This window comes from Snodgrassella sp. W6238H11 (genome assembly GCF_016100525.1).
Taxonomy (GTDB): domain Bacteria; phylum Pseudomonadota; class Gammaproteobacteria; order Burkholderiales; family Neisseriaceae; genus Snodgrassella; species Snodgrassella alvi.
In genome coordinates this window covers 51,148-64,146 of sequence record NZ_JACFSH010000007.1, presented here as the reverse complement: position 1 = coordinate 64,146, position 12,999 = coordinate 51,148, and the positions used below count along the sequence as shown (strand labels likewise).

At 44.5% G+C, this 12,999-nt stretch carries 11 protein-coding genes; 3 read left to right on the top strand and 8 right to left on the bottom strand.

All coding sequences use genetic code 11. The annotated features are described in order from the left end of the window. Positions 1-714 precede the first annotated feature (714 nt). Complete coding sequence (locus H3V00_RS10380) at positions 715-1,797, top strand: ADP-ribosylglycohydrolase family protein (protein WP_198207908.1); 1,083 nt, start codon at positions 715-717, stop codon at positions 1,795-1,797. Between the two features lie 54 nt (positions 1,798-1,851). Here the strand turns inward: H3V00_RS10380 and H3V00_RS10375 are convergent, their stop codons facing one another. Continuing rightward, a complete protein-coding gene (locus H3V00_RS10375) occupies positions 1,852-3,357 on the bottom strand; it encodes a glucosyltransferase domain-containing protein (RefSeq protein ID WP_198207910.1) in 1,506 nt (501 codons plus the stop codon). A 424-nt stretch (positions 3,358-3,781) separates the two neighbouring features. Next, positions 3,782-5,623 carry a glutamine--fructose-6-phosphate transaminase (isomerizing) gene (gene glmS, locus H3V00_RS10370; protein WP_198207913.1) on the bottom strand — a complete coding sequence of 614 codons (1,842 nt, stop codon included), beginning with the start codon at positions 5,621-5,623 and terminating at the stop codon, positions 3,782-3,784. A gap of 69 nt (positions 5,624-5,692) precedes the next feature. Between glmS and H3V00_RS10365 the strand changes: the two genes are divergently transcribed. Beyond that, complete coding sequence (locus tag H3V00_RS10365) at positions 5,693-5,884, top strand: hypothetical protein (RefSeq protein WP_232339800.1); 192 nt, start codon at positions 5,693-5,695, stop codon at positions 5,882-5,884. 176 nt (positions 5,885-6,060) lie between these two features. On the opposite strand, the gene H3V00_RS10360 is transcribed toward H3V00_RS10365, so the two are convergent. The 6 genes from H3V00_RS10360 to H3V00_RS10335 all read right to left on the bottom strand — a co-directional run bounded on the left by H3V00_RS10360 (position 6,061) and on the right by H3V00_RS10335 (position 11,806). Then, positions 6,061-6,420: a FeoC-like transcriptional regulator gene (locus H3V00_RS10360; protein WP_198207917.1), complete on the bottom strand. Its 360-nt coding sequence runs from the start codon at positions 6,418-6,420 to the stop codon at positions 6,061-6,063. Positions 6,421-6,477: 57 nt separating this feature from the next. Further along, positions 6,478-8,802 (bottom strand): Fe(2+) transporter permease subunit FeoB, encoded by a 2,325-nt coding sequence (gene feoB, locus H3V00_RS10355; RefSeq protein WP_198207919.1) that lies wholly within the window; start codon positions 8,800-8,802, stop codon positions 6,478-6,480. Then, entirely contained in the window at positions 8,799-9,041 is a 243-nt protein-coding gene (locus H3V00_RS10350; RefSeq protein ID WP_051506485.1) for a FeoA family protein, read from the bottom strand. The genes feoB and H3V00_RS10350 overlap by 4 nt, the downstream gene beginning before the upstream one ends. Positions 9,042-9,367: 326 nt before the next feature. Next, positions 9,368-10,738, bottom strand: coding sequence for a bifunctional UDP-N-acetylglucosamine diphosphorylase/glucosamine-1-phosphate N-acetyltransferase GlmU (glmU, locus tag H3V00_RS10345; RefSeq protein ID WP_198207921.1), 1,371 nt, complete (start codon positions 10,736-10,738; stop codon positions 9,368-9,370). A gap of 81 nt (positions 10,739-10,819) precedes the next feature. Next, a complete protein-coding gene (locus H3V00_RS10340; protein WP_025331518.1) occupies positions 10,820-11,089 on the bottom strand; it encodes a hypothetical protein in 270 nt (89 codons plus the stop codon). A gap of 72 nt (positions 11,090-11,161) precedes the next feature. Continuing rightward, entirely contained in the window at positions 11,162-11,806 is a 645-nt protein-coding gene (locus H3V00_RS10335) for a pyrimidine 5'-nucleotidase (RefSeq protein WP_198207923.1), read from the bottom strand. Positions 11,807-11,903: 97 nt separating this feature from the next. On the opposite strand from H3V00_RS10335, the gene H3V00_RS10330 reads away from it, so the two are divergent. Further along, positions 11,904-12,911 (top strand): thiamine ABC transporter substrate binding subunit, encoded by a 1,008-nt coding sequence (locus tag H3V00_RS10330; RefSeq protein WP_198207925.1) that lies wholly within the window; start codon positions 11,904-11,906, stop codon positions 12,909-12,911. The last annotated feature ends 88 nt before the right edge of the window (positions 12,912-12,999 follow it).

Genomic DNA, 12,999 nt, shown 5'->3' with positions numbered 1-12,999 from the left:
ATATGACACCAATTGAATATAGAAACATGAAACAAATAGCATGATTTTCTACTTGGTTTGTGTGCTAACAATGGGGTATTTACAAGTTATCTATATGATTCTCCAAATTTAAAAAATAAAACAAAAATATATTTAATTAGAGAGGATAAGGTAGAATTATTAAATTATAAAAATGATTTTTATGAAATTGAATATACAACAGAAAAAAATAGGAAAATTAAAAAATGGCTTCACTGTTCTGCTATTGATGCTTGTATTTCTGATTAATAAAATAAATCTTAAACGGCAAGAGAAACATTTAAAATAAATGTTTCTCTTGCAAATCCTAATTTAGTTGTTGCTAAAAATTATTTATTATCATCAAACGGTTATCTATGGGTAAAAAGAATGCAGCTGAATCAGATGGAAGTGTGAATAAATTTATCTTTCTGAATTAAAGCTTGATAAGCTTAAAACTGAATTTATAAAAATCAATATTGATTAAAGTTCTGATTTTTGAATTAATTGTATTTATTAAATGGTAATTATATAAACTCTGTATTCTGACTATATATTTAATTGGCAGCAGGTTATCTTTATGGCTAAGCATTATTATTGAATATTCTGAAAATAAATAAAAATTTGATAATCTCAACAGTTAAAACAGGAATTAATAAAGAAAATACTGTATAGTTAACATTTGTAAATTTATTATTCATCCACCGGAAATAAATTATGCAACAAACCCAGTCTGTCCGGCAGATTACCGGATTGCTTATTGGTACCGCAGTTGGTGATGCAATAGGGCTGGCTCGTGAGGGTATTGCTCCTAAGCGAGCCAGACGTATGTTTGGCGATAAAATTCAGCACAACCTGATTGTCACTCCATGGGGGAGAATAGGGTTATGCAGTGATGATACTGAGCATGCAGCGATGGTGGCACAATGTCTGCTGAGCTGTAAGCTGAATCCGAAGGATTTTAGTAGCCGGCTGGGCAGAGGCATGAGGCGATGGTTTCTGACCATGCCGGCCGGTTTGGGTATGGCTACTTTAAAAGCCTGCCTGAAATTGTGTCTGGGTATAAATCCGGCTAAAAGCGGTAATAATTCTGCCGGTAACGGAGCGGCTATGCGTGCACCGGTTATAGGCTGGTTTTTTGCCGGTAATCCAGACATCATGCGTGAATGCATTCATGCAGCTACCATCATAACTCATACTGATCCGCGTGCTGAAGAAGGCGCATGGGTGATTGCCATGGCTGCCGGCTATGCCAGCCGGCAGCAGTCTGAGGTGTCTGCTGACAGTTTCTTTGCTGAGATTATGCCTGCGCTAAGCGGAGAGCAGCTTATTAGTCACTTGCAACTGGCTCAGCAGAAACTTAAGCAGCAGGCTCAATTGCATGATTATTTGCTGGCGCTGAAACTGGAAAAAAAAGGAATTACTGGCTATATTAACAATACCGTGCCTGCTGTTATCTATGCATGGCTGCGCTATTATGGTGATTACGAACAAACCGTCAGTGCATTAATACATGCGGGCGGGGATACTGATACCACGGCAGCCATTGCCGGCGCTCTTGCCGGTATTTATGTGGGCGAAGCAGATATTCCAGAACAATGGCTGCAAGGTGTGAAAGAATGGCCAATGAGTATGAATTATCTGCGCAAACTCTCGGTGGCACTGGCTGACAGAAAACATCATCCGAAACAGATTATCAGTCTGAAACAGCCACCATATGTTTTCTTATTATGCAGAAATATATTTTTTTTCTGCATAATCATGTTGCATGGTTTCAGACGGCTGTTACCACCGTATTAGGCAATAAATACTTTATTGCTGAACCATTAAACAGATAAAAACAGGCCGATGATTTTATAAACATTGTTTCGGTATCGTATTTTCCTTAACGCCATTCGGGCAATAACCTACGCTTTGTCCAAGTTTTACTACTACCACATCCTTTATCCGAAAAATACTGCCTTTCTGTGGCCACACAGGTGCGGCATAAACAGTATTTAAATCAGATTTAATATCATCATAGGATGCGGGAATGATAGTGGCAATTTCGGCTTTATTCATAAATGCAGATATTCTTACGGAATTACCGCTATCCCAGTTAAGAAATGAAGCACCAAACATATCTGAATTATTTGGTCTGTTTACGCGTTTAATATCCATCGCACCAAAGAAATATACTTTGACAGGGGCATCCGGAGATATTTTTATTTCTTTGGCGATATCACTGGCAATAAATGAAGCCAGCCGATAATCTTTATTGTAGGCAATATAGTCTGTATAAAATAGATTACTGGAACAGGCCAAACCATATAAAAATGAAAAAGCGGCCACTGCCCATAAATATTTATTTTTTCGGATAATAATAAAACCAATCAATCCTGCAGAGGCAAAGAATACGGCAAAACTGGTCATTGTTCTGGTTGGCAAGCCTTTGCCGACAACAATATTCATACAGAACAAAGTCAGAATGCTTAAAAGTACATAAAACCCATATCTGGCTTTTCTTTTTAATGGATACAGGAGTGGCAAAATTAAAAATACAAACGCAATTAAAAAGGTATTTAATCCGTAGGGGGCTTTTAGAGTGAAATAGTGCTCTATAGAACGTCTGATATTTTTTAAGTTTTGTACGGGTGATTCATTAAACCAGGTAACAATATCGCTTAAATAAGATTCAGACTGCAGATGATAATAATTCAGAATTAATTTTCCCAGTACAAAATACAATATTAATCCGATAACTGAGGAAATACATAATGCAGCTATCAGTTTTAAATGCCGGGTATTTTCTGTACCTTTGACCTCATCGATTAATAAATATGCGATTAGTAATGAGTACGGGAGAAAGATTAATGATTGATAAATAGCTATTGAATAACAGATCAGAAAGGCCGGAAAAATTACGGTATGCAGAAAGGAATTTTTTCTGACAATCAAGTATACGGCAACAGATGACAGTAATATTGCTGTGGCCAGTGTGTCACACTGGTTCAGAAACTGTAACTGATAGGCAAACTGTACAGATGAGGCATATAAAACAGTAAAGAAAAGCGATTGATTCAGATTTAAACAAAATATTTTTATAATGACTGTGCACGAAGCGGCCAATAAAATAAACGTCAGAATTTCAGTGAAAAAGGGGATAAAAGGTTCCGGATAAATACTGGCTTTCAATAAGGCATGCCCCCATCTGCCATTTGCGACAGTGTGCAAAAAGTTGTTATTGAATTCTTCATCTATAGACAAAGAAAAATGAGTAAGCTCAAAGCCGAAAACAAAAATATAGATGATTAATGCGGACAGAAAAGAAAATACGGCAATCTGGTTTTTATTGTTCCGGTCTGGCTGCAAAATTTGCATTCAATGTCACCCTTATTAAAGTAAAGCTTGTAGTTAAATAATCTATATTTCTCCGGAATATTTGTCGCTGACATAGAATCTTGAATAAACCGGAGCTTTCTTTTATATGGCAAAATTATAATTCAATTTGATTTAATCAGTTACTCCATATAAGAAGATTGAAGCTGATAAAAACTATTTTTAAAGTAAAAAACAAAATATAAAGTTGATTTGAGGTTTTATGCTAAAAATATAATAAATAAAGCTGGTATTAGTTTTTAAATAATTATATGTAATAAAAACGCTGATTATTCAATGAAAATGCAGATTAATTAGGATATTAAGTGGCTCAGGGTTTGTTTTAATATTATTAATTTAAGGAAAATTAAACACCCTATTGTTATTCAACAGGGCGTTTAAGAATTAAAAAGCGTTCACAAGCTATTTATTCTACGGTCACCGATTTTGCCAGGTTTCGTGGTTTATCTACATCAGTGCCGCGGGCCAGTGCGGTGTGGTAGGCCAGTAGCTGTACCGGTATGGTGTGTACAATCGGGGAAAGTACGCCCATATGGCGCGGGGTACGGATAACGTGTACGCCTTCATCGGCGCTGAATTCGCTGTCCAGATCAGTGAATACAAAGAGCTCACCGCCGCGTGCGGCTACTTCCTGCATATTGGCTTTGACTTTCTCGAGCAGGCTGTCATTAGGTGCAATCACCACTACAGGCATATTCTGGTCTACCAGTGCCAGCGGGCCGTGCTTAAGCTCACCGGCCGGATAAGCTTCGGCATGAATATAGGTAATCTCTTTAAGTTTCAGAGCACCTTCAAGGGCGATGGGGTAATGAATGCCGCGGCCTAGAAACAGTGCGTTATTTTTAGCGGCAAACTGATTTGCCCAGCCGGCAATTTGCGGTTCGAGATTAAGTACATGCTGCACGCTGCCGGGAAGCAGGCGCAGTTCACTGGTATATCGCTCTTCTTCTTCAGGGGTAACCAGTCCGCGCATTTTTCCCAGTGTTACCGCCAGTCCGAACAATGCCACCAGCTGAGTCGTAAAGGCTTTGGTAGAGGCTACACCGATTTCGGCACCGGCGCGGGTATACAGTACCAGTTCACTTTCGCGCGGCAGAGCCGATTCCATTACATTGCAAATAGAAAGGCTGTGCTGCATGCCCAGTGACTGGGCATATTTAAGCGCTTCCATGGTATCAAGTGTTTCGCCGGACTGAGAAATCGTGATGACCAGCTGTTCCGGATCGGCAATAACTTTGCGGTAGCGGTATTCACTGGCAATTTCAACGTCTGTCGGTATTTGCGCAATGGCTTCCAGCCAGTAACGTGCAGTAAGTGCGGAATAGTAGGAGGTACCGCAGGCAAGAATTTTAATGTTACGGATTCGCTCAAAGATGCCGGCAGCACTGGCGCCAAAGTTTTCCGGCTCAAAGCCGCCTACCAGAAATACTTCGGCGGTATCGGTGATGGCTTTGGGCTGTTCGTGAATTTCTTTTTGCATGAAATGGCTGTACAACCCCAGTTCGAGCGAAGCTAAGGACAGTTCAGACATTTTGATTTCACGTTCTGCCGGCTGTTCGTGTTTGTCGAGCAGAATATCAATGCCTTGGGTGGATAGCTGAACAAGGTCGCCATCTTCGAGAAAGACAACACGACGGGTATAAGCAATAACGGCGGAAACATCGGAAGCGATAAAGCTTTCATTTTCACCCAACGCCACTAACAGCGGACAGCCCATACGCGCAGCCACAAGTTTATCGGGATTATCTCTGGCAATAACGCCGATGGCATAGGCACCCTGAAAACGTTTGCAGGCAGTTTGTACCGCCTGAAACAGGTTGCCTGTGCTGGAGTGGGTATATTCGTAATGGATGCTGTGAGCGATGACTTCGGTATCAGTTTGGGATGTGAATTCGTAACCCAGTGCCTGTAGCCGGCTGCGCTCACTTTCAAAATTTTCGATAATGCCATTATGAACAATGGCAATCATATTGTTAGAAATGTGCGGATGAGCGTTGGGTTCGGTAACACCACCGTGTGTTGCCCAGCGGGTATGACCAATGCCCAGTCTGCCTTTGAGTCCGGCAGTCTGAGCGGCTTCTTCCATAAATTTAACGCGGCCGACACGGCGTACGCGCTCAATACCGTCCGGTGTCCATACGGCAATGCCGGAAGAGTCATATCCGCGGTATTCCAGCCGTTCCAGACCGCTGGTAAGAAATTCTACTACGTTATTCTGTGCGCGAATGGCGCCAACTATGCCACACATGGTTTATCCTTTTTCAACAGGCATGGGTTGCAGTGCAATTACGGTTTTTACCTGGCTGGAATGCGGCTATTGCGGATTGCGGGTTATGCCTTGCTGATTCCAGTTTTTGTGTATCGTCTGCCTGATGATGCTGTTTCAGTTTTATTTGAAATGAAGATTGTAATGGAAAAGGCGAATTTGTACAGTAAACTTTGTTTACAGCCGGCTGTACAAACAGACAGATATGTTTATGCTATTGGTTTTCAGGATGATGTTTGGTAGATAAATTATCTTTAATATATATCAGATATTTTATTCATTTGTTCTGTGGGTGTCATTAAGTATCTGGTTTAGGGATATGTTAGTGGTATTGATTTATGCCGGCAAATTGTTAATGTGTTTTCACCTGAAAAAACAGTTCTGCATCCAGGTAAGTCAGATTTAAAATTTTTGCTGGTTCAGACTAAGCGGCTAATCGGAATGATTCTGTCGGTGCCGGTGACGGCCTGATAAATTTTTCTGGCACCTTCAGGACAAATAAAGCAGTCGCTGCATTTACTTTGCTGACAGGAAGGCTGGTAAGGACCTATCTGGCGGATGATCCCTTTTCTGAGCCAAAAATTAAGCATTTGCTCCATGGCACTTTCCTGTACCTGAAAATGGCGGGATAAATCCTGCAGGCTGGCTTGTCCGATAGTGATAAGGTAGTCACGAATGGCAGTGATAAGCATATCCGGTAGTCCTTTATCTGGGTTGGCTGATGGTTTGTTCCCGCTGTCTGGATAACTGAATGCAAACAGATAGTGATGATTTTGCAAATATCACTATCTGTTCAGGTAAATAAGTTTTGGTAATTAGTAAAAATGCCTGATTACTCAGTGACAGCAGCTACTTTTGCTGTGCGGGCAGTTTTTCATGGTTATCTGGCAAGTCTGACGCCGGCTGCCGATAAATTTCATACTGCAAACAACAAGAATAAACAGACAGGCTACTCCGCCAATCCAGTATGCGGCGCTGGTACTGTGACTAAGCTGGTGGTACTGGTAGTAAATGGTGGCACAGCTCCAGCCGGTAAAGAATGTCCAGCCGGCTACAAACAGCATCCAGCGTCCGCCGGCTTCGCGGTAAATGGTACCTAGCGCAGCCGCACACGGTGTATATAGCAGGATGAATATGAGATAGGCCATTGCGGCGGCACTACTGCCGAAGGAGGTTTCCAGTTTGGTTACTGTGCGTCCGGTCATGTCCATATCCTGCTGTACGCTGTCAGCACTCTGATTCAGCGCACTAAACCCCAGAGGATCGAGAAAGGAACCGGCCAGTTCGTTTAAGTTGGCTGGTATGGTGTTCAGGGCTTTGATGACACCGGCCTGAAAATTAAAGGTTTCTTCTCCGCCATCCTCTTCCGCTTTCATAGAGTACAGGGAGTTGAGGGTGGCAATGACGGCTTCTTTGGCAAAGATACCGGTAAATATACCTACCGTAGCCGGCCAGTTTTGTTCATTGATACCCATAGGCGTGAATACCGGGGTAATTTTCTGACTGGAAACCGACAGTACAGACTGGCTGCTGTCATTGTGGCCGAATGAGCCGTCGCTACCCAGTGAGTTAAGCAGGCTGAGAATGGTTACCATGAGTACGATGGCCTGTCCGGCACGGAAAATAAATCCTTTCAGACGTGACCATGTCAGGTAAAGCATGCCGCGCAATGTAGGCAAACGATAAGCGGGCATTTCCATAATAAAAGGGGTAATGTCGCCGGGCAGCAGGGTGTGCTTGAGAATAATACCGGTAAGAATGGCAACACCGATACCGAGCAGATAAAGGATAAAAACCACGGTTGAGGCGTTTTCAGGAAAAAACAAAACAGCAAACAGGGTGTAAACCGGCAGTCTGGCACCACAGGACATAAAAGGTATCATGCTGATAGACATGAGACGGTCACGGGCACAGTCCAGTGTGCGGGTACCCATAATGGCAGGTACACCACAGCCGAAGCCGACCAGCATAGGAACAAAGGCTTTGCCCGGCAGACCAATGGCACGCATACCGCGATCGACTACCATTGCGGCACGCGCCAGATAGCCGGAATCTTCGAGAAATGACAGGCACAGAAACATGGCTGCAATAACCGGAATGAATGTGGCCACTGTTTGAATACCACTGCCGATTCCGTTGGCCAGAATAGCAATCAGCCACTCGGGAGAGCCAAGTTTGGTGAGCAGGGCGGAGAAGCCATCGACAAATATGGTGCCAAAGAGGATGTCGAAAAAATCGATAAATACAGAGCCGAATTTAACCGCTACCATAAACATCAGGTACATGACCAACAGAAAAAACGGGATGCCGGTATAGCGGCCTAGGGTAATACGGTCAATTTTATCGGATAAGGACAGATTTGCTTCACGCGGCTTTTCAATTGCAGAGCGGCTTAGCTTATCGATGGCGTCATAACGGGCGCTGGCAAGGGCAACGTCGATTTCATGGTTACACCAGTCAGACAAGGCATCACGGCATTGTTGCAGGATATGTTTTTCGGTTTCAGTAAGAGAAACGGGGTTCTGTTTAAGTAATAATTCGATCAGCGCCCACTGGTCGAGCTGGTGTACGGCACTATCGGCCGGAAGCTGAGCCAGATAGTTGCGGATAATGGTGCTTTGTTTGCTACCAAGAGTATCCAGCTCGGGATGGGCTGCTACAGGGGTGGTGATGGCCTGTGCAATTGCCTGTTTAAGTTGCGGTATTCCGGTTTTTCGTGCAGCGGAAATGGCGATAACCGGACAGCCAAGCTGTTTGCTTAGTGTGCTGATGTTGATATTTTCCCCTATGTTATGCAGGGCATCGATCATGTTGAGAACCACCAGCATCGGCCGTTTGAGGTCGAGCAACTGAAAAGTCAGGTACAGACTGCGTTGCAGATTAGTGGCGTCGATAATGTTGATGATCAGGCTGTCTGGTTCATTGAGAACAAACTCACGCGCAATCATTTCATCCTGAGAAGCAGCTATGTCGAGATTTTCTATGGCATAGGTACCGGGCAGGTCGATGATTTCTGCCTGTTGCTGGTTTATCTGGATACTACCGGTTTTGCGTTCTACAGTTACCCCGGGCCAGTTGCCGACCTGCTGGCGTGAACCGGTAAGCGCATTGAAAAGCGTACTTTTGCCGCTATTGGGATTGCCGATTAATGCTATTTTCATTGTGTTGCCTCAACTACGCCGATGGCTTGTGCTTCACTGCGCCGCAGGCATAGGTAAAATCCGCGGGTTTTGATTTCCAGTGGATCGCCTAATGGTGCTGTACGGATTACGGTAACGTGGCTGCCGGGGGTAATGCCCATGGCTAACAGACGCCGGCGAAAAGGCAGAGATTCGGGCAACAGTCGGGTTATAACTGCCGGCTGACCAAACGGTAGTTGATCAAGAGTAAGTATTGGCACTGCGGTTGACCTTCAGTAGTAGGTAAGGTGTCTTTGTTATTATTGGGAATCATTTTTATTGTACATGATATTACTTTTGCCTGTTAATTTGCTTGTATGAATGGCTAAGAGAAAATGCTTTGTTTAGTTCTTTTGTGAAGAATATAGTGAATAAAGTGATTATTTTGCGAATTATAATTATTTTGTGTATTTTTTAAACGCAGATATGTAATGCTTTTGATTAAAGTATGGCGGGTTTGGTGAAACAGATGTAAAGGCAGGAAAGATTAGTGAATACAGATAATCAGCCCGGCAGGCAGAATAACACTGGCGGGCTGATAAAGAGATTATTTTTCGTTGTTTTTTTCTGGTCGCTGCCATTCTGACAAAGTTGTCTGGCGACTGCGTGACAGTGTCAGTTTGTCTGGCGGACAGTTCCTGCTCAGAGTACTGCCGGCACCGGTGGTAGCACGGTCACCTATGGTGATGGGCGCAATAAGCATATTGCCGGAACCGATGCGGACATGATTACCAATGGTAGTACGGTATTTGTTAACTCCGTCATAATTACAGGTGATGGTACCGGCGCCAATGTTGCTGTTTTCGCCAATAGTGGCATCGCCCAGATAGGTAAGATGATTGGCTTTGCTGCCATAGCCAATGGTGCTGTTTTTAACTTCGACAAAATTACCGATATGCACTGCGTCACCAATCTGTGCCTGCGGTCGCAGGCGTGCAAACGGACCAACCCGGGCATCGCTGCCAATATTGCAGTTTTCCAGGTGGGAATTGGGGTGAATGATGGTACCGGAGCCGATGGTGGTGTTTTTAATCACACAATTGGCACCAATGGAAACGTTGTCACCAAGATCTACATTCCCTTCCAGAATGACATTAATGTCGATTATTACGTCTTGTCCGTGGGTTAGCTGTCCGCGTAAGTCGAAACGAGCAGGGTCACGCAGGGTTACGCCAGCCTGAAGCAGTGCTGTAGCCTGCTGCTGTTGCAGGATGCGCTCCAGCTGTGCCAGTTGCAGTTTGTTATTAACGCCGGCTGCCAGCCATGATGCACGCACTTGCAGCGGATGAACGGGAATATTGTCCTGTTGGGCCAGTGCAATGACATCAGTCAGGTAGTATTCTTGCTGACTATTGTTATTTTGCAACGCATTGAGCCATTGGTTCAGCTGACAATTGGGCAGTACAAAGATACCGGTATTGGTTTCGCAAATGGCTTTTTCCTCTGCGTTGGCATCTTTTTCTTCGACAATGGCGACAACATTGCCATGTTGACGGATGATGCGGCCATAGCCGGCCGGATTGTCGAGAACGTCGGTCAGTAATCCTACGTCTTTACCGGCAGTGCTGAGTAATTCTTCCAGTGTTTGCTGATCGATAAGGGGTACATCGCCATACAGAATCAGAGTGCGTCCGCTGTCGGATAAATGTGGCAGAGCCATTTTGACTGCATGGCCGGTACCCAGTTGCTGATCTTGTTCCACCCAGCACACGTCTGCCTGAATTCGTTCCCGTACCAGCTCTTTGCCGTGACCAATAACGACGGTGATATTGTCCGGATGCAGACTCTGTGCGGTGTTAATAACACGTTCCAGCATGCTGATACCGCCGATTTCATGCAGAACTTTGGGCAGGCGTGAATACATCCGGGTACCTTTGCCGGCTGCAAGGATGACGATATTTAAGGGTGAATTAGCCATAAATTTGTATATATTAAGATGTGAAAACGGGCTGTCGGTAATCTGGGATGATTCCGGCAGCCCTGTACTGATATATCTGAATTATTCGGCACTACTGTTTGAATCTGACCAGTGTGTGTGTGCCGGTAATTTTTCGTCTGCATCCCCTACAGTGGGTTTCATCACGTGCGGTTCGGGGCGCATGCTGTTATAGCGCATATTATGTGAGTAGGTGCCATCCTGATAAACCACACGTGTACCCGGTTCATATTTCTGGCGCAGTTTTGTCTGTCCGCTGGCATCCTGATAGGTTTCCCATGTGCAGCCACTGATGGCCAGTAGACCGCAAATTAAACAGATTCCGGCACGCATGGTATTGTCCTTTGAGGTTAGTCGTTTGTACAGGGATATTGTAGAGAATTTGTGTGCCTGCGTATAGTTGCTTTATAACAGAGACGGTGCAATCTGTAGCAGACTGTGCATATCCGGTACAGCCGCATCGATTCCGGCAGCCGGATGGCTGTGTGTTCCGAACCATACTGTTCGCATGCCCAGTGTATGTGCTGTTTTCAGATTGGACAGGCTATCGTCTACCATAATGCATTGCTCAGGGCGGATATGCAGCTGCCGGCACAGACTGTGGTAAGCATGAGGATGAGGTTTGTAAAGCATTTGTACATTATCAATACCAAACAGGGCATGGAAATGTGATTCAATTTGCATGGTACTGATCAGTGCCTGTACATAATGGCTGGGACCATTGGAAAAAACGACTTTATAGCCGGGCAAATGGGTCAGGGTATGCTGTATTTGCGGCACTGGCTGCAACAGAGGCAAAATTTGTTCCAGCGGGTGACACGCCAGCAGAAATTCCTGAAGATTGATTTCCGGATGGTGTTTTTGCAGTCCGGCCAGTGTAGCGCCATAATCCTGCCAGTACTGCTGACGCAGCCGGGAAGCGGCAATATCGTCGATATTCAGGGTGGTGGCTATATAGGCTGTCATGTGCTGATTGATAATACCGAATATGCCCGCATCAGCCTGATGCAGGGTATTGTCGAGGTCAAATAGCCAGTAATGAGTTGTCATGATTTGTAAGATGGCGTCAGATTTTTACTATAAACGTCTAAAACGGGTATGATTGTATATGAAGAATACCTAATGATTTTAATGGCAGGAGACCGGAATGAAAGCAGGTAAGTGGTTAATCGGAGTGCTGTGTCTGTTACTCAGTATGGTTGCACAGGCACAGACAGAGGTACGTTTGGCTGTACATGATTCATTTGCTTTACCTAAAAATGTTCTGGCTCAGTTTGAGCACGATAATAATGTGAAACTGACTGTGATTAAAGTCGGTAGTGGAAATGAAATGCTCAACAAGCTGATTTTAACTCGTGCCAAACCGATTGCTGATGCAGTATATGGTCTGGATAACAGTAATATTGCTAAGGCTCAGCAGTTTAAACTGTTTGCTCAGACGCAGCCGTCCGGTCGTCCGGTTAATGTTTCTCTGCCGCAGGCTCTGGCAGTGGATTACGGCTATATTACGATTAATTATGATAAGGCATGGTTCCAGAAACATGGCAAAGCTTTGCCGCGCTCGCTGGAAGAACTGGCCAGCCCGGCTTACCGCGATTTACTCGTTGTGCCCAGCCCAGCCACTTCCAGTGTGGGGCTGGGTTTTCTGCTGGCGAATATTGGCGGCTTAGGAGAGCAGGGCACCTGGCAATGGTGGGCTAAAATGCGCCAGAATGGTGTAAAAGTGACTAAAGGCTGGAGTGAAGCTTATTACACTGAATTTACCTTGAACGGAGGCAGCCGACCGATGGTGGTAAGCTATGCTTCCAGTCCGATAGCAGAAGTTTATTATGGTAAGGGTAAATACAAAACACCGCCAACTGCCGATTTACGCTTTAAAGGGGCAGTGTTCCGCCATATCGAAGGTGCTGCGGTGCTGAATCATGCCAGTCAGCCTGCACTGGCCGCTAAACTGGTGCAATATCTGCAAAGTAATCAGGTACAGAATGCCATTCCGACATCCATGTGGGTTTATCCGGCTGTAAAAGGCGTGTCTTTGCCGCCGGTATATGCTCATGTAAAAATTCCGACTACTGTAACACAACCAAGTATGGCTGATATGGCAGCTAAGCAGCAAAGCTGGGTTAAACAATGGATGAAGATAGTGCAGCGCTGAACAGATATCCTGTACTGTCGCCATGCGGCTGTTTATTGCGACTGGAGTAAGAAATAAAAACAGGGCATGGATATGCCCTGTTTGGTTA